The organism is Maribacter sp. 1_MG-2023 (assembly GCF_030547005.1).
GTDB lineage: Bacteria > Bacteroidota > Bacteroidia > Flavobacteriales > Flavobacteriaceae > Maribacter.
In genome coordinates, this window is sequence record NZ_JAUOPN010000001.1 from 178,626 (window position 1) to 203,410 (window position 24,785).

Annotated in this window: 19 protein-coding genes; 12 read left to right on the forward strand and 7 right to left on the reverse strand. The window is 35.5% G+C overall.

Features of this window, described 5'->3' with window-relative positions; genetic code table 11:
- The first annotated feature begins 58 nt into the window (after positions 1 to 58).
- The 4 genes from Q4500_RS00965 to Q4500_RS00980 all read left to right on the forward strand — a co-directional run bounded on the left by Q4500_RS00965 (position 59) and on the right by Q4500_RS00980 (position 5,245).
- A complete protein-coding gene (locus tag Q4500_RS00965) occupies positions 59 to 607 on the forward strand; it encodes a GNAT family N-acetyltransferase (protein ID WP_303597887.1) in 549 nt (182 codons plus the stop codon).
- A 24-nt stretch (positions 608 to 631) separates the two neighbouring features.
- Positions 632 to 1,918, forward strand: coding sequence for an APC family permease (locus tag Q4500_RS00970; protein ID WP_303597888.1), 1,287 nt, complete (start codon positions 632 to 634; stop codon positions 1,916 to 1,918).
- A gap of 78 nt (positions 1,919 to 1,996) precedes the next feature.
- A complete protein-coding gene (locus Q4500_RS00975; RefSeq protein ID WP_303597889.1) occupies positions 1,997 to 2,305 on the forward strand; it encodes a hypothetical protein in 309 nt (102 codons plus the stop codon).
- Positions 2,306 to 2,617: 312 nt separating this feature from the next.
- The gene (locus Q4500_RS00980) at positions 2,618 to 5,245 is read left to right on the forward strand and encodes a glucosidase (protein WP_303597890.1); all 2,628 of its coding nucleotides are present in this window, start codon (positions 2,618 to 2,620) and stop codon (positions 5,243 to 5,245) included.
- A 176-nt stretch (positions 5,246 to 5,421) separates the two neighbouring features.
- Here Q4500_RS00980 and Q4500_RS00985 read toward each other — a convergent pair whose 3' ends face one another.
- Genes Q4500_RS00985 through Q4500_RS01000 form a run of 4 tightly spaced genes read right to left on the reverse strand, consistent with a single transcriptional unit; the run spans position 5,422 to position 9,563 of the window.
- Positions 5,422 to 8,055 (reverse strand): glucosidase, encoded by a 2,634-nt coding sequence (locus Q4500_RS00985; protein ID WP_303597891.1) that lies wholly within the window; start codon positions 8,053 to 8,055, stop codon positions 5,422 to 5,424.
- A gap of 21 nt (positions 8,056 to 8,076) precedes the next feature.
- Positions 8,077 to 8,379, reverse strand: a complete 303-nt coding sequence (locus tag Q4500_RS00990) for an antibiotic biosynthesis monooxygenase (protein WP_303597892.1) — start codon at positions 8,377 to 8,379, stop codon at positions 8,077 to 8,079.
- A complete protein-coding gene (locus Q4500_RS00995; protein ID WP_303597893.1) occupies positions 8,376 to 8,867 on the reverse strand; it encodes an SRPBCC family protein in 492 nt (163 codons plus the stop codon). Before Q4500_RS00995 ends, Q4500_RS00990 begins: the two co-directional genes overlap by 4 nt.
- A 12-nt stretch (positions 8,868 to 8,879) precedes the next feature.
- Complete coding sequence (locus Q4500_RS01000) at positions 8,880 to 9,563, reverse strand: cell division ATP-binding protein FtsE (RefSeq protein ID WP_303597894.1); 684 nt, start codon at positions 9,561 to 9,563, stop codon at positions 8,880 to 8,882.
- 155 nt (positions 9,564 to 9,718) lie between these two features.
- Between Q4500_RS01000 and Q4500_RS01005 the strand changes: the two genes are divergently transcribed.
- The 3 genes from Q4500_RS01005 (at position 9,719) to Q4500_RS01015 (ending at position 15,749) form a co-directional block, all read left to right on the forward strand.
- Positions 9,719 to 12,736, forward strand: coding sequence for a tetratricopeptide repeat protein (locus Q4500_RS01005; RefSeq protein WP_303597895.1), 3,018 nt, complete (start codon positions 9,719 to 9,721; stop codon positions 12,734 to 12,736).
- 29 nt (positions 12,737 to 12,765) lie between these two features.
- Positions 12,766 to 14,520 (forward strand): TonB-dependent receptor, encoded by a 1,755-nt coding sequence (locus Q4500_RS01010; protein WP_303597896.1) that lies wholly within the window; start codon positions 12,766 to 12,768, stop codon positions 14,518 to 14,520.
- A gap of 122 nt (positions 14,521 to 14,642) precedes the next feature.
- Complete coding sequence (locus tag Q4500_RS01015; protein ID WP_303597897.1) at positions 14,643 to 15,749, forward strand: OmpA family protein; 1,107 nt, start codon at positions 14,643 to 14,645, stop codon at positions 15,747 to 15,749.
- Here the strand turns inward: Q4500_RS01015 and Q4500_RS01020 are convergent.
- A complete protein-coding gene (locus tag Q4500_RS01020; protein WP_303597898.1) occupies positions 15,746 to 16,528 on the reverse strand; it encodes an NIPSNAP family protein in 783 nt (260 codons plus the stop codon). The two genes, Q4500_RS01015 and Q4500_RS01020, sit on opposite strands and share 4 nt — an antisense overlap.
- 270 nt (positions 16,529 to 16,798) lie before the next feature.
- On the opposite strand from Q4500_RS01020, the gene Q4500_RS01025 reads away from it, so the two are divergent.
- The 4 genes from Q4500_RS01025 to Q4500_RS01040 all read left to right on the forward strand — a co-directional run bounded on the left by Q4500_RS01025 (position 16,799) and on the right by Q4500_RS01040 (position 21,684).
- A complete protein-coding gene (locus tag Q4500_RS01025) occupies positions 16,799 to 17,560 on the forward strand; it encodes an NYN domain-containing protein (RefSeq protein WP_303597899.1) in 762 nt (253 codons plus the stop codon).
- A gap of 68 nt (positions 17,561 to 17,628) precedes the next feature.
- On the forward strand, positions 17,629 to 19,449 hold the full coding sequence (locus Q4500_RS01030; protein WP_303597900.1) for a DUF885 family protein: 1,821 nt from the start codon (positions 17,629 to 17,631) through the stop codon (positions 19,447 to 19,449).
- Positions 19,450 to 19,580: 131 nt separating this feature from the next.
- The gene (locus tag Q4500_RS01035) at positions 19,581 to 19,958 is read left to right on the forward strand and encodes a hypothetical protein (protein WP_303597901.1); all 378 of its coding nucleotides are present in this window, start codon (positions 19,581 to 19,583) and stop codon (positions 19,956 to 19,958) included.
- Between the two features lie 151 nt (positions 19,959 to 20,109).
- Positions 20,110 to 21,684 (forward strand): amidohydrolase, encoded by a 1,575-nt coding sequence (locus tag Q4500_RS01040; RefSeq protein WP_303598246.1) that lies wholly within the window; start codon positions 20,110 to 20,112, stop codon positions 21,682 to 21,684.
- Positions 21,685 to 21,751: 67 nt separating this feature from the next.
- Here the strand turns inward: Q4500_RS01040 and Q4500_RS01045 are convergent, their stop codons facing one another.
- Complete coding sequence (locus Q4500_RS01045) at positions 21,752 to 22,291, reverse strand: DUF2911 domain-containing protein (RefSeq protein WP_303597902.1); 540 nt, start codon at positions 22,289 to 22,291, stop codon at positions 21,752 to 21,754.
- Positions 22,292 to 22,537: 246 nt separating this feature from the next.
- Here Q4500_RS01045 and asnB point away from each other — a divergent pair, with 246 nt between their 5' ends.
- The gene (gene asnB / locus Q4500_RS01050) at positions 22,538 to 24,211 is read left to right on the forward strand and encodes an asparagine synthase B (protein WP_303597903.1); all 1,674 of its coding nucleotides are present in this window, start codon (positions 22,538 to 22,540) and stop codon (positions 24,209 to 24,211) included.
- 84 nt (positions 24,212 to 24,295) lie between these two features.
- Here asnB and Q4500_RS01055 read toward each other — a convergent pair whose 3' ends face one another.
- Positions 24,296 to 24,481: a CsbD family protein gene (locus Q4500_RS01055; protein WP_303597904.1), complete on the reverse strand. Its 186-nt coding sequence runs from the start codon at positions 24,479 to 24,481 to the stop codon at positions 24,296 to 24,298.
- Positions 24,482 to 24,785 lie beyond the last annotated feature (304 nt).

Here is a 24,785-nt window from a genome sequence, read left to right on the forward strand (position 1 = left end):
ATCTTCAACACCTATATTTGAAGGTATATTTATAGTTTCAATACGTATCACATCAGCCATGAACAAACTCGAAATACAAACAGATCGATTAATATTAAGGCTAATTTATGTGGCAGATGCAGAAGTTATTCATTGCTTACATTCCATACCAGAAACAGACGAGTTTAATACTCTTGGTATTCCTGAAAATTTAGAAGAAACCCATAAGGTAATAACTCCTTGGATAGAGGATAATAACGCTACAGAAATCAGAAATCACACCTTTGCTATTCAGCATAAAACGAATGATGAATTTATAGGTTTATTCGGACTACGATTAGGTCCCAAAAAATATAACAGAGCTGAGGTCTGGTATAAATTACATCTCGATTATTGGAACAAAGGCTATGCGACAGAATCTTTAAAAGCGGTATTGAACTACGGATTTCCTGTGCTTAAACTACATCGAATAGAAGCAGGCTGTGCTGTAGACAACATAGGTTCTGCAAAAGTGATGGAAAAAGTAGGAATGATGAAAGAAGGAAGAAAGAGAAAAATTCTCCCCTTGCAATCCGGATGGTCAGATAGTTTTGAGTACGCCATTCTAGAAACTGATGTGCGTAATTAATATTATGAACTAAAGTACAGGGAAATGGATAAGAAAATCGGACTTAAAGATGCTATCTCTATAGGTATAGGCGGTATGGTCGGTGGTGGAATTTTTGCCGTTCTTGGGCTGGCAGTTGCTTTGGCAAAAGGTGCAACACCAATAGCATTTCTTTGGGCCGGTATTATAGCATTGCTAACCGCTTATTCGTATGCTAAACTTTCAAAGAAGTATCCAGAAAATGGCGGTACGGTTAAGTTTGTGCATCAACATTTTGGAAACGGAATTTTCGCTGGCGGTATCAATAATCTTTTATGGATCAGTTACATTGTTATGCTTGCGCTATACGCATCGGCATTTGGATCGTATGCGACCGAATTACTATCGCTTTCAGGTTCAAAAGAAATCGATGCACGTATATTTCAAACATCCATATTGCTATTTGCATTACTCATTAACTATTTAAGTGTTAAGCTGGTTGGTGAGATTGAGTCTATGGCAGTGATTATAAAACTATGTATTCTAGTTGCATTTATTGGCGTAGGCTTTTATGGCTTATCTGCTCATCCAGAAAATTTACACCAATTGTCACCCGAAAATTGGGAAAGCCCCATGCTCATACTTTCTGGTGGTATGGTCATTTTTGTTGCATATGAAGGTTTTGAATTAATTGCCAATTCGGTATCCGATTTAAAAGATAGAGAGAAGAATACAGCCAAGGCTTATTTTGGTGCTGTTGGTTTTGTAATCATATTATATATTCTTATTGCTATCGTAACTGTTGGTGTCTTACCATTTGATCAGATAGCAGATGCCCAAGATTATGTATTGGCAAAAGCCGCAGAGCCAACATTAGGTCAAATTGGTTTTACTGTAATGACCGTTACGGCATTGATTTCCACTTTTTCAGCTATTAACGCTACCGTGTTAGGTAGTGGTAGGGTCAATTATGACATCGCTAAAGATAACGAGTTGCCTAAGTATTTTTGCCATATGTTTTGGGGTAAACCCGTAGGGTTTTTAATAACTGCATTGCTGTCAATTGCATTGGTTAATCTGTTTAATCTTAAAAGTATATCAACAGCCGGCAGTGCAGGATTTTTGTTGATTTTTTGCATCGTAAATTACATCGGTTACAAAAAACACAAAGAACTAGAATCTAGAAGTTATATTCATTTACTGGCAAGTATACTTTGTTTTTTGGCTTTTTCGACATTAATTATTCAGCAGTTTTCTGAGAATAGAGTAGGGGTTTTAACCGCATTGGGTATTATTGTTTTCTGTTTTATTCTTGAAACTGTATACAAAGCAACAAAGTCAAAAGTAGTGTAGTTGATTAGCTATTTCTAAGGCAATATATAATAATTAGTAAAATGATATATTTAGCAAGCAGAGAAAGATGTACAAAAAATGACAGAGCGTAAATTTGCCGGTATAGGTGTCCTTATTAGTGTATTCGTATTGATGATTGTATATTATACAAGTTCTAATATCGGTTTTCCAGATGGTCACCTTACCGAATTTGATGAGTTTTGTAAAGAGGTGCTATTTCCAGTTTTTATAGCTGTTAATGTTATATTTATAATAGTGTTTGCTACCTTGTTTTTTGTTAAGAAAAAAGCAAGACATGGCATTGTTTTTTATGTGCTTACGTTAATAATATTTTCCGTTATCTTTTGTTATTTTTCAATGAAATTAGAAAACGGACAAGGTGGATAGTGCAATTGTAAAATAGTTTTGAAACTGTATATTTTAACAATCTGTTATAAAATTTTCCAAAACAGAATTATTTAAGTTTATGAGGTTCACAGTATAACAGTATTAACTTTAACAAGTTAACAATGTAATTGGTTGAATAGTTGCGATTAAGTAATACTAATCACTTCATGAATGCGTTAATCAATCTTATACTATAACATATAGTATTTTTGCCCTTATGTCTTTAATTTGGACATTAAATTTATTCAACTTTTTATACTGCTTTTGCGCAGATGAAGTTGATAGAAGATTATTATAATTGAAAAAGACTTTATGGTCCATAAAAATGCTGAGGAAGAAAGATTAGCCGTTGAGGATAATTATAAAAACTGGAAAAGATGGGGTCCTTATTTGGCAGAGCGCCAATGGGGTACTGTAAGGGAAGATTATAGTCCCGAAGGGCATGCTTGGAGTTTTGTTGGTCATGACAAAGCCAGAAGTAATGCCTATAGATGGGGAGAAGAAGGCATTGGCGGTTTTTGCGATTCTAGAGAAATTCTATGTCTAGCGCCTGCTTTCTGGAACGGAAAAGATTCCATTTTAAAAGAACGCCTTTTTGGTTTAACCAATGATGAAGGTAACCATGGTGAAGATGTAAAAGAACTCTATTTTCATCAGGTATCAACGCCTACGCATTCGTACGCCAAGTATTTATATAAGTATCCGCATAAGAAGTTTCCATATGCCGAGCTGGTTCGAAAGAATAAAAGCAGAAGTCGTGAGGAAGCTGAATTCGAAATTTTAGATACTAAGGCTTTTGCCAATAATACTTATTTCGATTGCTTTATAGAATATGCCAAGGAAGATGTTGGTGATATTTTAATGAAGGTTACTGTAGTTAATAGAGGTCCAAGAGCTGCTAATATTCACGTACTTCCGCATTTGTGGTTTCGTAATTTTTGGAAGCATAACAACAGGTTTGAACGACCTGAGATGAAATCTATTTCAGATTGTTCTGTACAGTCTCGTAGTACGCGAAATGGTCGTTATTATTTTTATCATGAGAATGGAGATCAGCTTTTCTGTGAGAACGAAACTAACAACCAACGTATTTATGGTGTACCTAATGAGGTCGAATACGTAAAAGATGGTATCAATGACCATGTTGTTGATGGGCAACCTACGGTTAATCCAGATAAAAAAGGTTCCAAATTTGCCGTATGGCATAAACTTCGTTTAAAATCTGGAGAAGAAAAATCAATAAAAGTCCGTCTTAGTAAAAAGAAACTTGCCGATCCGTGGGATGATTATGATGCTATTTTTGAAAAGAGAATTAAAGAGTGTGAGGAGTTTTATGGTAATATCTTAAAAAAAGAACTTCCGGTTCAGCAACAAGAGATTGCTAGGAAAGCTTTTTCTGGTTTACTTTGGACGAAGCAGTTCTACTACTATGATGTATATAAATGGTTATTTGGTGGACCTGGTGAAGCAAAACCCTATAGAACAGATTCTAGGAATAAGCATTGGGAACACTTGACCAATAGGCATGTAATCTCAATGCCGGATAAATGGGAATACCCTTGGTATGCCGCTTGGGATCTTGCTTTTCACATGGCTTCTTTTGTAGAAATAGATCCTTATTTTGCTAAAGAACAATTACTGTTGGTGCTTAAGGAAAGCTATATGCACCCTAACGGGCAAATACCGGCATATGAATGGAATTTTAGTGACGTAAACCCACCTGTGCATTCATGGGCAGTGTGGACAGTTTATGAGAAAGATAAAAAACGAACAGGTAAAGGCGATACAAACTTTTTAGAAAAAGCGTATCAGAAGTTATTGGTAAACTTTACTTGGTGGGTCAACCAAAAAGATAAAAGTGGAACCAACCTTTTTGAAGGCGGATTCTTAGGATTAGATAATATTGGAGTTTTTGATCGTAACCATATGCCAGAGGGTATAACACGTATGCAACAGGCAGATGCTACTAGTTGGATGGCGATGTTTACCTTGAATATGCTTCGAATGTCTCTTGAGTTAGCAAAAGAGAATCCGAATTATGAGGATAGTGTGGCTAAATTCTTTAGACATTTCTTGAATATCGCATGGGCAATGCATCACATCGGTCAAAAGGATATTTCACTTTGGGATGATGAAGATAATTTCTATTATGATGTTGTAGAAATGTCGAATGGTAATACAGACCGATTAAAAGTGAGGTCATTGGTTGGTATTATACCAATGTTCGCTGTAGAGATCATTCATAAAGATTTGTTCGATGAGCTAAAGCACTTTAAAGTTAGAGCTGCAGAAATTGTAAGAACTAGACCAGATTTGGCTTCTTTGATTTCTAATATCGAAGAATTTAATTCAGATGGTAATTATCTGTTCTCGATTATGCGCGGATTCCGATTAGAGAAATTGTTGTTTCGTTTATTGGATGAAAAAGAGTTCTTGTCCGATTATGGTATTCGCTCACTTTCAAAATATCATGAAGAACATCCGTATGTTTTTCAACATAACGGGCATCATCAAATTTCGTATGAATCTGGGGAAAGTCAATCTAACATGTTTGGAGGTAACTCTAACTGGCGTGGACCAATTTGGTTGCCTTTAAATTACATGATCGTTCAATCACTTCGTAAATACTACTCATACTACGGTAAACAATATGTATATGAATTTCCAACAGGTTCTGGGGTAAAATTGAACTTGAACGAAATTGCAAATGAGATATCTAAAAGATTGATCAAACTGTTTGAGCCTAATGAAGATGGTAAGTTTGTGTACCACTCAGAAGATACTAATCATGTATTTACTAAAAATAAGCACTTTAAAAAAGAGCATTTCTTTTATGAATTTTTTGATGGTGATTCCGGTAAAGGGTTAGGCGCATCTCATCAGACAGGTTGGACTGCCTTAATTGCGAATTTGGTTATGGAGCTAGATGAAAATAGTTAAACATAAACTAGTATAGAAACTAACAAAAAGCGAGGTTTTTTTACACCTCGCTTTTTATTTTAAATACGTTTATGCCGTCGTTAACTTATTTTAATTCTTTGCATCAATTCAGATTAACTGATTAATTATTACACTTAATTAGCTGTTTTTTAATTGACATATTGTCTTATAAAATATTAGCTTTCATCTTCTAACTGCTCAATAAGGTTGGCTACTAAAGCTGTCCAACCTGTCTGATGTGATGCTCCTAAACCACGACCGTTTTCTCCATGGAAATACTCGTAGAATAATACCAAGTCCTTAAAATTAGGGTCTTGGTAGTATTTCTCGTAGTTCTTATTGATGGCTCGGTTTCCAGTTTCATCTTTCTCGAACATCTTAATAAGACGTTTGCTCAATTCATCACTAACCTGTTTTAGATTGAGTAATTTTGAGCTTCCCGTTGGGTATTCGAACAAGAAATCATTGCCATCATACCATTGGTATTCACGTAATGCCTGAATGAATAAGTAATTCATCGGCATCCAAATAGGTCCACGCCAGTTAGAATTACCACCAAATAACGAAACGGTAGATTCCGCAGGTTCATAATCAATAGAATAATCTATGCCATCGATATGAATTTGATACGCTTTCTCATGTATTTTAGATAATGATCGAATGCCATATTCACTCAAAAATTCTTTCTCATCTAAGAGTGCAGCAACTAATTTTTGCATTCTGTCTTTTGGTACTAACGATAGAAGTAAATCACCATTTTCTTCATACTGTTGTATCACTTCATATTTTAAATTCTCTGCACGGTACTTTTTAAACCAAAGAACACTTGCCTTAAATTTCGGGAATTTATCTAAGACACTTTTCTTGATTGTAAGTACCGCAGCCAATGACAACATACCGGCAATAGATCGAACTTTTATGGTGGTTGATTGTCCGTCCGGTAACGTTAAGCGGTCATAGAAGAACCCTTCAACATCGTCCCAAGTATTGGCTTTGTCGGTATCCATTTTGTTCAATGCTTCTGCTATGAATATAAAATGTCCGAAATACTTCGTCGCCATATCTTCATACGAATCGTCATGTTCTGCAATACGTAAACTGATTTCTAACATGTTTAGACTGTACATTGCCATCCAAGCAGTACCATCTACTTGGTCTAGTGATCCGCCACCGGGTACACCATGGCTACGATCAAATACTCCGATATTATCCAAACCTAAGAATCCGCCTTGAAAAACATTGTTGTCATTTCTATCTAAACGGTTCACCCACCAGTTAAAGTTCAAATTGAGTTTATTGAACATTCGTTTTAAGAACTTGATATCGGGCACGCCGGTAATAGATTTATCGGTGCCGTAAATTTGCAAAGTTGCCCATGCCTGTACTGGCGGATTCACATCACTAAAATTCCATTCGTAAGCAGGTATTTGTCCGTTAGGCGACATGTACCATTCTTTGGTGAACAATAGTAGTTGGTCTTTCGCAAATTCTGGATCTATAGATGCGAACGATGCACAGTGAAAAGCAGAATCCCACGCAGCATACCAAGGGTATTCCCAAGCATCTGGCATAGAAAGTATATCGTGATTACGCAGTGTTTTCCAATGGCTATTACGACCTTCTAATCTTTCTTTTGGCGGCGGAGTAGTTTTGTAGTCACCATCTAGCCATTTTTCAACTTCGTAGTTATAGTATTGCTTCGTCCAAAGTAAACCTGCAAATGCTTGTTTTAGAATAGCCTTCCTATCCTCCGTTGCTTTTGGGGCTATTTCATCATAGAATTGAGCACACTCTTTTTGTCTCTTTTTAAATATGGAATCAAAGTCTGAAAAAGGTGTGTCAAGTGTTTCTTCGGTTAAACGAAGTTGGAATATTTTTGATTCGCCACCATCTAAAATAACTTGATATAACGGCGCAAATTTGGTACCTGAATTGTTTTTTGTTGCCAGGTCAAAATCATTATTACATACAGCGGTATGGAACAAATCTTTCTTAAACGGATGATCATTCTTATCCTCATAAACCTTTTCTCTATTGGTTTCATTCTCCGTAAAGAATAACTGCGCTGCTTTTTGAAAATAGAGGTTGTATTTACCCACGTAAGGGTGGTCTATGTGAACAGATGGGTTAGTTTTTGTCCCTTGTTGAGTGATGGTCGGTTTTTTGGGCATTTCTTTAAATGACCAATGGTTACGCATCACCATTTGCGGCAATAAGGTAATAGGTGCAGGTTTTGAGTTTCTATTGGTTATGGTAATTTGAATAAGAATATCAGTTTCATCGCCTTTTGCATATTCTGTGCTAACATCAAAATAGGTGTTGTCATCGAAAATACCGGTATCCAATAACTCGAATTCTAGCTCTTTTCGATTACGTTTTTGGTTTTCGTCGATTAATTGATTGTACGGATATTCTTTTTGAGAATACTTGTACAAATACTTCATATATGAGTGCGACGGTGTATTCTCTAGATAATAATACAGCTCTTTTACATCTTCTCCATGATTACCTTGGGGACCTGTTAAACCGAAAAGGCGTTCTTTTAAAATAGGATCTTTACCATTCCATAAACCAATACTAAAACACATATTGCAATAACGGTCGCTTATGCCAGCTATACCATCTTCACCCCAACGAAAAGCGCGACTTCTTGCATGGTCATGTGGTAGGTAGTTCCAAGCATCGCCACCTGCACTATAATCTTCACGTACCGTTCCCCATTGGCGTTCACTTAAATAAGGACCCCATTTTAACCAATCTTTTTTTTCGGTATGTTGTTGATCCAAACGTTTTTTTTCAGGGTTTTTCATATGGCAATGTATTGTGTTTAATTAATCTGCAAAGATTTCAAAGTGAGTAACTTGTTCTGGAAAATCGATAAGATATTTTTTGTCTTCTGGATAATATTTTGCTATTTCATAATCTTGACCTGCAAAATTTTTAATGACTTCTAAGTTCTCCCAGACAGTTATGAGTTTAAAGTATGCGTATTGATGGTCAGAATTTTTTAAAAACATTAATTTAATGAATCCTGAGGTTTTGCTATAATCAGGAATAGCACGACTCTTCATAAAATCTTCATATTCAACAAGATGTTCTATTTTGGTTTTACCTTCCCAAATTCGTGCAATCATGCTTTCGTTGTTTTAAACGTTGTTATCTGTTTCCATTTATCAGATTCGGCAAATTGTTTAATGGTAGTGTTTCGTTTCGCCAACAAATCTGTCATATATTTCTTCAGGAATAAGTTATCTGCAATTTTTCCTAAAAATCCCAATGGTGATTGGTAGTCAAAATAATCAATCATCAATGTCCCATTTTTATGATTTTCAAAATGATGCTCGTGTTTAAAGCTTTTGAAAATACCTTTTACCATTTCATCAGAAAAGAAATTAGGGTATTCGAATTCGGTTATTTTAGTAGTTAAATTTTGATTAATGCCAAAATGTCTAGCGCGCCAAGTAATCCATTCGTTTAATCCAATTAACCCGCTTGTAACTCCGGCAATAGCTTCTTCGTCTGTATGCTCTGTAGAAATTTTATGAAGATCGATACTCCTCGATAAATCAAAGACAATTTCTTTCTTTGCATTTATCAGAGTTTTAAGTACAATCTTTGGCATATATTTAAGTGTCTAAACCGCTCTCTGCACCACCTCAAATACTTTGTTAGCGTCGCACTTAATTGTTTTAGATGGGAATTTTAGTATTAATGCGTAATCATGGGTTGCCATCAAAATAGTTCTTCCAGATTTATTGATTTCCTGTAATACCTTCATAACCTCTACACTGGTTTGTGGATCAAGGTTTCCGGTTGGCTCATCGGCAATAATCAGTTCTGGGTCATTTAATAATGCACGTGCAATGGCAATACGTTGTTGTTCCCCACCAGAAAGTTCGTGCGGAAACTTAAATCCCTTGGTTTTCATACCCACTTTTTCAAGCACGTTTGATACTTGGGTATCCATTTTAACCTTATCTGTCCAGCCAGTTGCCTTCAAAACAAAAGCCATATTTTGGTTGATATTTCGGTCTGGTAGTAGTTTGAAATCTTGAAAAACAATACCTAGTTTTCTACGTAAAAACGGAATATCTTTTTCCTTCAATGTTTTAAGGTCGAAGTCAACTACATGACCTTCACCTTTTTGTAAAGGTAAATCGCCATATAGCGTTTTCATGAAGCTACTTTTACCGCTACCGGTCTTACCAATAAGGTATACAAACTCCCCTTTTGCAATTTTTATAGTTACTTCACTCAACACCAAACTCTCTTTTTGAAAAATAGAGGCATCCTTAAGTTCTAAAACAATCTCTTCCATAACGCAAATGTTGTTATAAAAGTAATAAGTTCCATTTGATATTAGAGAACCCTTTTTTAAAATCTTTTATTTTGAGTGCGTATTACACATACTTAGGTACAATTTTTGCCGTTATCACATGTGATACTGGTAATTCTAAATAGGTACAGAACACTATGCTTAAAAAAATCACCGCTTTTATTCCATTGGTATTCGGTTTGGTCGCTTTGACAAGTGCCCAAGAAACTAAGATTTATACTCATGAGCAAAAGGCTTTTCAAGACGCGCTAGCGCTATACAACAACGAACAATACCAAGCGGCACAGACCATTTTCGAAAAGGTCAAAGTGTCTACAAAAGACGAGGAGACCGCTGCCAATAGTGCTTACTACGCAGCAAATGCGGCAGTGCGCTTAAATCAGATGGGTGCAGACCGATTGATGGAAGATTTCGTGGAAAAATACCCGACTTCTACCAAACGTAATTCTGCCTTTGCCGATGTGGCAGAGTACTACTTTCAAACAGGTAAATACCCGTATGCATTGAAATGGTATGACAAGGTAGATCAGAACTCACTTTCTCGTGGCGAGATGGATAAGTTCAACTTCAATTATGGCTACTCTTTATTCTCATCTCGTAAAACAAAACAAGCCGAAAAGTATCTTGAAAAAGTAACTACTTCTCAAGTGTACGGTTCTCAAGCAAAATACTACTTGGGTTATATTTCATATCAAGAAGATGATTACGAAACGGCAAATCAGCGTTTTGATCAAATTACCGATCAAGATGTATTGGAGGAGAAGCTGAGCTATTATCAGGCGGATATGAATTTTAAGCTCGGTAAGTTCGATGAGGCGATTGCTTTGGCGAAAAAACAACTAACAAAAGCTGACAGACGAGAAGTATCTGAATTAAATAAGATTATTGGGGAGAGTTACTTTAACTTGAAGCAATACGAAAATGCGATTCCGTACTTAACGGAATACAATGGTAAAGGTGGTAAATGGAGCAATACCGATTATTACTACTTAGGTTACGCTTATTATAAAGGAGGCGATTATAGTAATGCCATCGCTCAATTCAATAAAATTATTGGCGGTACTAACAGCGTTGCGCAAAATGCATATTATCATTTGGCAGAATGTTATTTGAAGTTGGATAAAAAACAGGAAGCTTTAAATGCTTTCCGTAATGCTTCTGAAATGGATTATAGTGCCGAGATTCAAAAAGATGCATTTTTAAATTATGCACGTTTAAGTTATGAGGTGGGTAATGCCTATGAGCCGGTTCCTCAGGTAATTACAAATTATTTAAAAACCTACCCGAAAGATGAACACCAAGATGAGATGCAGACCTTGTTGGTAGATTCATACATTACTTCTAAGAACTTCGCAGGCGCAATGACGTTGCTAGAAGAGAATAAGAACTATGCTAGTAAAGCTGTCTATCAAAAAGTTGCCTATTACAGAGGTATTGAACTTTTTATGGAAGGGGATTATAATGCTGCAGCTGAAAACTTCAATAAATCTCTAAGCAATGCAGAAGATATGCTGTTTAAAGCAAGAGCGAATTACTGGAAGGCTGAATCTGACTACTTATCTAATCGTTTTGATGATGCGGTGAAAGGATATACCTCGTTCAAGAATAATCCGTCCGCAAAAAACACAGAAATGTATGCCGATGTAGATTACAACCTGGCATATGGCTATTTTAAACAAAAAGATTATACCAATGCCATTACCTATTTCAATTCGTTTACAGCAAACGGAAATACAGAAGTAGAGAAATTACACGATGGCTATTTGAGATTGGGTGACAGTTACTACGCTACAAGTAAATATTGGCCAGCTATAGAAACTTATAATAAAGCATTGGCTTTAACGGGACCAGAGAAAGATTATGCCTTTTACCAAAAAGCGATGAGCTACGGTTATGTGGATAGAGGTGATAGCAAAATTGAAAACTTAGAAGAATTTGTAAGCCAATACCCAAGATCTAGTTTTAAAGATGATGCCTTGTTTGAATTAGGAAACACCTATGTTTCTCAAGGTCAAGAGAACAAAGGTCTTGCTGCTTACGATCGTTTGATCAGTGAATACAGAGGTAGTTCCTTAGTGCCTCAAGCATTAATGAGACAGGGGCTTGTAAATTACAATGCCGCAAGAAACGAAGCTGCTTTGGCGAAGTTTAAAACAGTTGTTCGCGATTTTCCAAGAACACAAGAAGCAATACAAGCTGTGGCAACGGCAAAATTGGTTTATGTAGATATGGGTCGTGTAAACGAATATGCAGAGTGGGTTCGCACGCTCGATTTTGTACAGGTTACCGATGCTGAATTGGATAACGCCACTTTCGATGCTGCACAAAAGCAGAATTTAGAAGGTAATGTTGATGCAGCTATTAAAGGATATAAAAATTACATTCAACAGTTCTCAACTGGTTTACATGCTGTAGATGCTAACTTTAGTTTAGCGCAATTGTATTTCGGAAAAGGGGAAAAAGAATCGGCTTTGCCATATTATAAGTATGTTGCCGATAGAAGCACTAGCGAATATGCCGAGCAGGCATTAACTCGTGTATGTGAAGTTTATATTTCTAAAAATGATTATCAAATTGCATTGCCATATTTATTGAAATTAGAGAGTCAGGCGAACATTTCACAGAACAGAACATTTGCACGATCTAACCTAATGAAAGGGTATTACAAGCAAAAGAATTATCCGAAGACCATAGCATATGCCGATAAGGTATTGGCAACTTCGAATATTGATAATAGAATTAAGAGTGATGCGCAAATTATGATCGCAAGATCTGCCATTGCAACAAATGATGAGGTAAAAGCGGAATCGGCATATGCTGAGGTCTTTCAAATAGCATCGGGTGAAACAGCTGCAGAAGCATTGTATTATAACGCCTATTTTGAGCATAAAGATGGAGCTTATGAGAACTCTAATATTGCAGTTCAAAAATTAGCTAAAGATTATGCAGCGTATAAAGAATGGGGAGGTAAAGGTTTAGTGTTAATGGCTAAAAACTATTATGCATTAAATGATGCTTACCAAGCGACATACATTTTAGAAAGTGTCATAACAAACTTTAGTCAATATCCAGAAATTGTTTCAGAGGCAAGAGCAGAGCTTGCTATCATTAAATCGAAAGAGGCGAAAAGTAACTCATCGGTTGATCCTAACTAAAAATTACGTACACCAGTAAAAGAACATCTATGTACAACAAACATATATTTACGCTTATATTTTTAACGCTTGGCTTTCAAGATGTTTTTGCTCAAGAAGAAGAGGAAAAAGATTTGGGTACGGAGACCGTAACGGTAACTAAAGCATATACGCCAACCGTTTCAGATGCTTTTAAGATTAAGTCGGTACCGAATATGAACGACTCTATCGTGTTACAGAAAAAGCCTATCAATTATAGTATTTTTTCCGTTCCCGTAGCATCGACGTTTACACCTAATAAAGGTACGGCATCGAAAGTTGAAAGATTACCGCCACCAGTATTGTATAATTCGTATGCCTCTTTAGGTGCGGGATTGTATGGTAATGTGTTGGGTGAATTTTATACCAGTAGAACCATTAATAGAGATGAGAATTTCGATATTGGCTTCAATCACTTATCGTCTCGTGGCGGTATTGATGGTGTAGAATTGAGCGATACGTTCTATGATACCAAATTAGACGCATCATACGCAAAGCGTGATCGCGATTTAGATTGGGGAGCGGCGATTGGTTTACAACATCAATTGTACAATTGGTACGGTATTGAGCCAGGTGTATTAAGTGAAACGGTACTGAATAGTATTGATGAACGCCAAAACTATTACATGGGCGAAGCTAGTGGTCATATTAATGTTGAAGACGCTTATTTTAAAAGAGCAGATTTAAAATACCGACGATTTTTTGACGCAGTAAGTTCAGGTGAAAACAGAGCGATATTCAATACCGGATTTGAGTTTCCGGTTAACGCAGAGACTTTAAATGCAAAAGTAAATGTTGATTATGTTGGCGGTACTTTTGAAAATGCTTCTGTAAGCAGTACTACCAATGATAATGGAATATCTTATAGTAATTTACAAGTAGGTATTAATCCGTCTTTAAAAATGCTACGAGATGATCTTTCGTTGAATTTAGGAGTGAATTTGGTATATGGAATGGATTTGGAGAATAGCGAAAGTAACTTCTATATCTACCCTGCTGTGACAGCTTCATACAGATTGTTAGATGAAACGGTAATCGCTTATGGCGGAGTAACGGGTGAATTAAAGCAGAACTCTTATTATGATTTAGTAGAGGGTAATCCATATGTATCTCCAACATTAAATATTGCGCCTACAGATAGTCAGTATAATGCTTATGTAGGTTTTAAAGGTCAGTTGTTGCCTAATTTGAGTTATAATGTAAAAGGGTCATACTCGGCAGAGAATAACAGACCATTGTATACATTGAACCCTAGAAATGATTTCAGGTCAGATGATAAAGGGTACTATTATGGTAATTCATTTGATGTTTTTTATGATGATATCAAAACCTTGGGAATTTTTGCAGAATTGAATGTTGATGTAAACCGTAATTTTACCTTAGGTGTAAATGTAGCCGTGTATGATTATAGTACGGAAACAGGTAACCCAGCTTGGAACTTGCCGAATTTTAAAGCATCCCTGTTTATGGATTATCAAATAGGGGAGAAGTGGTACGCAGGTGCTAACTTATTTTATGTAGGCGAGCGAGATGATTTTTCGTCAACTGCATTAGAAAATGTGCCATCAAGCGATTTTCCAGCAGTCTTAATAACTTTAGATGGTTATTTTGATGCTAACGCACATGTTGGGTATCGTTATACAGATCAATGGTCGTTCTTTATAAAAGGAGCAAACCTTTCTAACAACGCTTACGAACGATGGGCTAATTTTCAAGTTCAAGGAATTCAGATATTGGGAGGCGCAACGTATAAGTTCGATTTCTAGAATTTATAATAAAATTTAAAAGAATTAAAAAGCCCTTCTCAAAAATGAGAAGGGCTTTTCTATTTAAGTCAATTACTCCATTTTGTGAGATTTCTGTATTTTAGAGATTCTGTACAAATCACATGTTCACTAGAATACCACATTTTGGAATTATAAGTATGCTAATACTTTGCATGCATTTTTACGGATTTGGTCAAAATTTTGTGGTGAACCCTAGTTTTGAATTGTATAGAGACTGTCCCGTTAAATTGGGTAATCTTGAAAAAGATGTAATAGATTGGAATATGCCCACCTTGGGTTCAACAGATTATTTTAATGGTTGCAGTATTGCCATGGGAACTCCAGAAAATTTCAATGGAAAGCAACCCGCTGATTTTGGAGTAGGGTATGTGGGTTTCTATATGTATGCACCTAATGATTATAGAGAATATATTCAGGCAAAATTGAGTAACACCTTAACGAAAGGAGAGCGATATAAGATTTCATTTTACGTGAGTTTGGCAGAAAGATCAGATTTTGCTGTGAAGGAATTTGGTATACGGTTTACCGAGTTTCCTGTTGAGGTTGAGACTAGCAAAGTACTATCAGGTTTACACTTGTCTAAGATGAAGGGTGAAGTATCTGAAGAATTGGAAATATCCTATTCTAAATATTATTCCGATGAAATTAAATGGGTGAAACTGACCACGGAGTTTGAAGCTTCTGGAACCGAGAATTATTTGACTATCGGTAATTTTAAGAACAACAAACGCACACAGAAATATCAAACAAAAAGAAAAATTACAAAAGGCTCTTATTACTATTTGGATATGGTTTCGGTATTGAACGTGAAATCAAAATCTCAAAACTCACAGGTTACAGAACTAAAAGAATATGAATTGGATAGTGTGCACATATTTAAAGACGTCTATTTTAATTCTAACAAGTCTAAAATAAGAGGAGACCATCAGCAAGAAATGGAATCGCTGCTTGCTTATTTAAAAACAAATACAAACATCAATATTAAAATTTTTGGGAATACCGATAGTGTTGGGTCAGACTCTTTTAATAAACGATTGTCTGTACGGCGAGCTTTAGAAGTGGTTGCTTATTTAACTAAAAACGGAATTCAAACAAATAGAATCAAAGCTGAAGGATTTGGCAGTTCAAAACCCATTACAACTAACGAAACAGAAGCCGGTAGATTTCTCAACCGGCGTGTAGAATTTATTTTAAGTAAGATAAATTAGTAATCGGAGTACTCGGTTGGGTACAATAAATGGCGATCCAATTTATTCATGTTGTTTTGATATTTTTCCATTGAAGAAATTTCTTTCCATTTAGGTGATGAACCAAATTGTTCCCATAAAGAATCACGTACCTTTAAATTTGAGAATGTGGTCATGTACATTAAATTCGGCATACGGTCTCCAGAAATAACTTCAGCATAAAATACAGCATTAAAGCCTAAATTTTTGAATAATGTAACTTCGCCACCTTCATTGAACATATCTACTTTGTTTTTATAAAGTGCCTCTGTTGGTGATTCATAACTTCTCAATTCATAAACTCTATCTTTTCTAACGCCTTCGACAGTAGTTGGTTTCATTTTAGGCATATCTGGGAAGGCACGCAGTAAGACTGATTTGATGCGTTCGTAAGGTGGATTTTCAAACTTTGCATTTATATAATCTGCGCCATCGGTTACATGTACCTTATCAAGTACTAATATTTTTTCGACACTTTCGAATTGAGTAAGTGATGTATACGGTATAAGTACATAGATTTTATTGCTCATTTTATATTTATCACTACGCACTTTAAATACCCCTATATTTTCAATACCCATTCTTTTTAAAGCGGGCAGGTAAGCATCCTTCAAATAGTCATCGACCATTTTTTCTTGGATGTCATTTTTTATGGTGTAGGTTTTTAGTTCATAATATTCTTTTTCTTGAGCAAAGCTTGAAAAACAAGTGATTAAAACAAGTAAAAGTGGTAGTAAGGAAATAGGGGATTTATTTTTCATGCCTTTTGAATTAGTTTTTAGAATAACAAGTTAGCGATAAAAAGACTGAGGGCTATGATGTATTTCTGTAGTAGTAATTTTTCTATACTTAACTTCTTTCAAAAATCATTAATTGATATATAAAAAATAGAATTTTTTATGGATATGTAATTGTAGTTATAGATTCTTAAAAGCTGATAATCTGCAGTTAAAAAATCATTTTTAACTTTATCGGTTAACATCTTGCTATTCAAGTAGAAATCAAATTACCTTTACATAAAACACTACAAAATGGATTTGAATTTAGCAGTATTAATAGATGGCGATAATATACCATCTGCCTATGTAAAGGAAATGATGGAGGAGATTGCTAAATATGGTAACCCTACCATAAAACGTATTTATGGAGATTGGACCAACCCGCGTTTAGGGAAATGGAAAAATGTACTGCTTGAAAATGCCATTACACCTATTCAGCAATACGGGTATACACAAGGTAAAAATGCAACCGATTCTGCCATGATTATCGATGCTATGGATGTTTTGTATGCTGGCAAGGTTAACGGATTCTGTATTGTTAGTAGTGATAGCGATTTCACACGTTTAGCTACAAGATTAAGAGAAGCAGGTATGCAGGTATTTGGTATTGGTGAACGTAAAACTCCTAATCCGTTTATTGTAGCTTGTGATAAATTCATTTATATAGAAATTCTTAAGGGTAGATCAGAAGAAGAAACTTCAGATGCTACAGACAAAACTCCGGCAGAAAAGAATACGGTCGATAAGATTACGCCTAAAGCATTACGTTTTATTTCAACGACTGTCGATGATGTTGCCGATGATGATGGTTGGGCTTTTTTGGGCGATGTTGGTAGCTTATTACAAAAGAAACAACCTAATTTCGATTCTCGTAATTACGGATTCCAAAAATTGACTCCGTTAATCAATTCCATTCCTCATTTCGAGATAGAAAGAAGAGAAGATTCTAAGGGTCGTAAAAAGTTGATTTACGTAAAAATTAAAGAGAAGGCGAATTCTAAATCCAAAAAGTAAACAGTTTCTAAAATAGACTTCATTCTATAGTATTAGTTTTTGTATTTTTCAGTGCAAATACTAATACTATGATTCGTACACTTTGGCTTTTATTATTCGTTGCAGTTATTACTTCATGTAAAGAAGTTCCAAAAGAGGAACAGACCGCCACAACGAAACCTATTGCTGAGGTTTTTATCGAGTTTTATGAGTTTAAGAAAAGCATCAACCCAATAGAGGCTACCAAAGCTGGCTTTTCGGCATATAATGATACCATAGCCAACTATATTTCTGATGATTATATTTTATATTTAAAAGATCGATACTCTTATTTTTTAGATGAATTAAGTAAATACGATTCCATGAATATTAGTGCTGCCGATTATATGAGCATGCGCGTTATGCAGTGGGATTGTACTGTAAAGTTAGAAGGGGTAATGAACCCCTTAGTAACGGTTGCTTCCCCAATCTACGATTTGCCGAATTTTGAGTTAATGCCACTTTTTCAAATACAGTCTTTGCATTTGTATGTTGCTCAATTGGCAGGTGGTGCCAGTGTTCAACCTTTTAAGAATATTGAAGATTATAATAATTGGTTAAGTAGGTTAGAAGATTACTTGGTGTTTTTAGATACGTCTATCGAAAAGATGAAGGTCGGTATGGATAGAGGTGTCGTGCTGCCAAAAGTGCTGACCTTGAAAATGCTACCTCAGATACAGTCGTTTATTGATGTTCCGCTTGAAGAAAATCTGTTCTATCAGCCGATAATGAATTTCCCTGACGGACTGTCTGATGTTGATATGGACATATTACATAGTAATTATGAAGATTTCATTCAAGAAAAACTAACTCCTAAATATGTAGAATTAAATCAGTTTTTAACTGAGGTATATTTACCTGCTTGTAGAGATACAGATGGATTATTAGAGCTGGCAAATGGAAAAGAAACGTATCAGTATTTAATAAAATTGCATACGACCACAAACATGACAGCAAGTGAAATTCATGAATTGGGCTTGTCTGAAGTGGCTCGTATTTCTAAAGAAATGCAAGCGGTTAAAAATGAAATAGGGTTTAAAGGAGACTTAAAATCATTCTTTAATTCTCTACGTAATAAAAAAGAACTGATGCCTTTTTCAAAACCAGAAGAAGTAATTGAAAGTTTTAATGTTATTAATGAACGTATTGCTTTACGAATAGATTCTTTATTTGCGTTAACACCCAAAGCAGGTTTTAATGTGCGTAGAACCGAAGCATTTAGAGAAGCATCGGCAAGTGCAGAATATGTACCAGGGTCGAAAGATGGATCTAGAGCGGGAATTTTCTATGTTCCTATACCTGATGTGACGAGTTATAACATGGTGCATGATGAAGCTTTGTTTTTGCATGAAGCTATACCTGGGCATCACTTTCAATTAAGTCTACAGCAAGAGAATAAGAATCTTCCTGAGTTTTTACATCCTGAAAGTATGGGTGTTTTTGTAGAAGGTTGGGCGTTATATGCAGAATCTTTAGGAAAAGAATTGGGAATTTATACAGATCCATACCAATATTTTGGAATGTTGAGTATGGAGATGCATAGAGCAATTCGCCTAGTCGTTGACACAGGTATTCATGCAAAAGGATGGAGCAGAGAAAAAGCGATTCAATACTCTTTAGATAACGAGGCAGAATCTGAAGAAAGTATTATTGCTGAAATAGAGCGTTATATGGCAACCCCAGGTCAAGCGCTATCGTATAAAATTGGTCAGTTAAAAATTCGAGAACTAAGAACAAAGGCAGAAAAAGCCTTAGGTGATAAATTTGATATTAGAGAATTTCATAGTCAAATTTTAGACTCAGGTAGTTTACCTTTGGTACTATTAGAAGAAAAAATAACGAGTTGGATTGTAGCGAAAAGGAAATTGTAGTAGTAAAAACCTTACAATTTGTAAAATAATTTTATCTTAGTATCGTTACTAATGCATATAAAACAATACTTTATAAAATGAGCACTAACCATGTTTTAATAAAAATTGTCTTATTTACAAATGTTCTATTTATGAATTCGTTTATCGAAAATCGTTCGATAAATTCATCATATGATGTAGTAGAACATGAGCAAATTATTGATAAAAATCCTGTTTTGGGTGTTTGGGAGTTTTTAATGCCTGAGGCTGATGCACCTTATAGAAAGGGGCGAATATTTATTTCAAAACCAAATGACGACTACCAAGTTGTAATTAGCTTAAAAACGGGGTCATTAAATGGTCAAGATATAAAGGTTGATAATAATCGCATCAATTTTAATATTAATAAAGAAGGTATAGATCGTATCTCTTTTGTTCTTGAAGTAGAAGGAGATAAGATGATTGGAGAATCTTATTCTGAAAGTGGCTCAAACGAAGTTTTAGCTAAGCGACAAACTCCTGTAGAATAAAGATTTAAATCTTTCCGAAAAAATACTTAGTTTTCAGTAATTATTTAAAAAGGCGCTTATAGCCTTGTTTGACAATTTTACTAACTAACTATTTTTTGTTTTGAAAAAACTACTTCCAATTTTACTCGTATTATTATCTGGTTGCGAACTCATGAAAGAGAAAGTCGATCTTGTAATCGTAAATGCTAAAGTCTATACTGTAGATGATTCCTTTTCTGAAGCTCAGGCTTTTGCCGTGCAAGATGGTAAATTTATTGCTGTAGGTACTACAGATGAAATTCGTGATGTTTATACTTCAGACCAATTAATCGATGCCGATGGTAGAGCTATTACTCCCGGTTTAATAGATGCGCATTGCCATTTTTACGGATTAGGACTTACCCAGCAAATAGTAGATTTAGTAGGGACTACAAGTTTTGATGAAGTATTGGAGCGCGTAAGAGCTTTTCATACAGCCAACCCAAAGTCTTTTGTTAGAGGTAGAGGTTGGGATCAGAATGATTGGGAAGTAAAAGAATTTCCGACAAAAGTGCAATTAGATACTATTTTTCCTGATATACCCGTAGCATTGGAACGTGTAGACGGTCATGCATATTTGGTGAATCAGAAAGCTTTGGATATGGCTGGTATTGACTGGAGTACTAAAGTTGAAGGTGGTGAAATTGTAAAAAAATGGGAAAATGGCTATTCTGGTATTACTGGAATTTTGGTCGATAACCCAATGACGCTTGTAGATAGTATTATGCCATCGCCAACATTGGAAGACAAAATTAAAGCATTAAAAGATGCAGAAAGAATAAGCTTGAACCACGGACTTACAACTGTAAACGATGCGGGATTAGATAGAAGTACTATTGAGCTTATCGATAGCTTGCAACAGGCAGGTGAATTATCGATTAGAATATATGCCATGGTAAGCAACAATAAAGAAGATGTAGATTACTATATAAATAAAGGTCCAATTAAAACAGATCGATTGAACGTACGATCTATTAAAGTGTATGGCGACGGAGCATTAGGTTCTAGAGGTGCTGCTTTAAAAAAAGAATATAGTGATCTACCTGAGCACTTTGGGGCTATGATTACTCCCGTTGCAGATATAGAGGCTTTGGCTCAAAAACTGGCAAATTCAGAATATCAAATGAATACCCATGCCATTGGCGACTCTGCAAATATTGCGGTATTAAGAGCTTATAAAAACGTGCTACAGGGTAAATCTGATAGACGATGGAAAATTGAACATGCCCAAGTATTAACAGAAGGTGATTTCGATTACTTTGAAGATGGTATTATTCCGTCGGTACAACCAACACACGCAACTAGCGATATGTATTGGGCAGAAGATCGTTTAGGGGAGAGAGTAAAAGGCGCTTATGCGTATAAAACGTTATTAAATAAAGCAGGTACAATTGCGCTAGGAACCGATTTTCCTGTAGAAGATGTAAGTCCGTTTTTGACATTTTATGCTGCAGTAGCAAGACAAGATACAAGCGGGTACCCTAAAGGAGGTTTTCAAATGGAAGAAGCGTTATCTAGAGAAGAAACCTTGAAGGGAATGACTATTTGGGCAGCGTACTCTAATTTTGAAGAAGACGAGAAAGGTAGTATAGAACCAGGTAAGGTCGCAGATTTTGTTATTTATGATAAAGATATGATGACGGTACCGGTATCAGAGATTCCTACTATTCGTGCCGAGCAGACTTTTGTAAACGGTATAGTTCGGTAAAAGCAAAAAGGTCAAAAAAAAAAGCTCGGTCAATGACCGAGCTTTTTTTAATATATCGTGTTTCTAATTACATAGTAATTGGAACAGCAACTCTTGTTTTGTCCCAACCCATTACTAAATGAGCACCGTCGTTAGCTTCTTTGAAAGCGATTGAAAATTCTTCAAGTGACGAAGCATCAGAACCGTTAGGTACTGTTATACGAGCAACATCAGAAGCTTCATCATAGAAATAAGAACCCCATTGATTTAAGTTTGTATTCAATATAACTGTCCACTCATCTGCACCAGGTATAGTGAATAAAGAATACGTTCCAGCTTTAATATCTTTACCGCCGAATTTTACATCTTTATAAAATGTAATTTCAGGAGCTTCGTTCGCACCTGTTCTCCATACTTTTCCTGTTGGAGCTAATTCTTCCATAGAACGACCTTTCAATTGTGGTCTTCCGTAAATAACGCGTACTGCCTTTTCAGAAACTTTATAATCTGTAGGGTAGGCAGCCATATCCATTGGGCTTTTGTCTATTCCAGAAAATTCTTGGGCAGATACTGTTGAGGTTAAAACTAAGGCTAACATTAATGTAGCTAGTGTAAATACTTTTTTCATAATCATTTGTTTTGGTTTTCTAGGTCATAAAACTAAGCAGTTCCTTACAGTAGTGTTAATAAAAAGAAGTTAAATTTTTGATTGTTACATTTCATCACGTTTTAAACATGATTTAAAGGCTGTATATATCAAATATAACTTAAAATGTATTTTATAGTTACAATATGTAATCATAAATTAGATATGTGTTTGTTAATTGAAACAATAAATTGATATTTGTATTCGAAATGATATAATTATTAAATTATGTGTGGAATAGTATGTGCATTTGATGTTAAGGAAAGTACTGAAGTACTTAGACCTCAACTTTTGGAAATGTCGAAGAAAATTAGACATAGAGGGCCAGATTGGAGTGGTATCTATGCAGATGATAAAGCAATCTTAGCGCATGAGCGTTTGGCTATTGTAGATCCAGCTTCTGGAAAACAACCATTATTGAGTCCGAATGGTAAATTGATATTAGCCGCAAATGGTGAAATATATAATCATAGAGAGTTACGTAAGCAATTTGAAGGTAAATACGATTTTCAAACAGAGTCTGACTGTGAAGTAATATTGGCTTTGTATCAAGAAAAAGGTGTTGATTTTTTAGATGAATTGAATGGTATTTTTGGGTTTACTATTTATGATGCTGAGAAAGATGAATATTTTGTTGCTCGTGACCACATGGGTATTATTCCTTTATATATGGGGTGGGATAAAAACGGAACGTTCTACGTAGCATCAGAATTGAAAGCATTAGAAGGTACGTGTACTAAAATAGAATTATTTCCTCCAGGACATTATTTACATAGTTCTGACGGTCAATTAAAAAAATGGTACACTAGAGATTGGATGGATTATGATGCAGTTAAAGATAATGAAACAAGCATACAAGAAGTTAAAGAAGCTTTAGAGGCTGCAGTTCACAGGCAGTTGATGTCTGATGTGCCTTACGGAGTTTTGTTGTCAGGTGGTTTAGATTCATCAGTAACTTCTGCTATTGCTAAAAAATACGCTCAGAAAAGAATTGAAAGTGGCGATACGGTTGATGCTTGGTACCCACAATTACATTCTTTCTCTGTAGGTTTAGAGGGGTCACCAGATTTGGCTGCAGCTAAAAAAGTTGCTGATCATATTGGTACCGTACACCACGAAATTAAATTTACCATACAAGAAGGTTTAGATGCTATAAAAGATGTTATCTATAACATAGAAACGTATGATATTACTACCATTCGTTCTTCTACGCCAATGTACTTAATGGCTCGTGTTATTAAGTCTATGGGTATAAAAATGGTATTATCTGGTGAAGGTGCAGATGAGTTATTTGGAGGTTACTTATACTTTCATAAAGCACCAAATGCACAAGAGTTTCATGAAGAGACGGTACGTAAATTAGATAAGTTACATATGTACGATTGTTTAAGAGCTAATAAGAGTTTAGCTGCTTGGGGAATTGAAGGACGTGTACCATTTTTGGATAAAGAATTTATGGATGTTGCTATGCGCATCAACCCACAAGATAAAATGATCAACGGTGAGCGCATGGAGAAATGGGTAGTTCGTAAGGCATTTGAAGATATGATTCCTGAAAGTGTTGCATGGAGACAAAAAGAACAGTTTAGTGATGGCGTTGGTTACAGTTGGATCGATACCCTAAAAGAATTGGTCGACAAAGAGGTAACTGATGAGCAAATAGAGAATGCGGCATTCCGTTTTCCTATTAATACACCATTGAATAAAGAAGAGTATTACTATAGAACGATTTTTGAAGGACATTTTCCTAGTGATGCTGCAGCTTTAAGTGTACCGCAAGAGGCAAGTGTAGCTTGTAGTACAGCGACAGCTTTAGAATGGGATGAGGCATTTAAAAATATGAATGACCCTTCTGGTAGAGCAATAGCTAACGTACATAGTGAAGCATACGTTAAACAATAGGGTTTGAATTAGTCATTATATCTATTGTCAAAACCCCGTCTACTTTGTAGACGGGGTTTGCTTTTTTATAAAAATGAAAGTAGGCTATAAGTCGTTTATCATTTTCTTCAATTTCTCTTTAGACTCTCCGGTTTTTTCTTGAATTCTTCCTAATAGCTCATCAGATTTACCTTCAGCATACTTCAAGTCATCATCTGTTAAGTCAGCATATTGTTGCTTAAGCTTCCCTTTTGCTATATTCAATTTTCCTTTAAATTGCTCCTCGTTCATGATATATTGTTTTAAGATTATATAGCTAAGTTAAAAGCCATATGTAAAGGAAATCTTAATATTTTCTTGTTTTGATCGATAGCGCACACATCGGTTTTAATCCGGTTAATTTTGGCTTTAAAATGTTAACATTGTGCTGAGAATAATGCAATTTCTAGTGTAGGTACTAAGTTTATTTCCATTTTACAAGGCATGCATTTTATTACTTATTCCGCTTTCGCGCTTCAATTTAGGGGTGTATTCTAAAATATGCTGCTTTTTAGGGGTTGAGGGCTAATTTTCCACAATTATTGTTGATAACTTG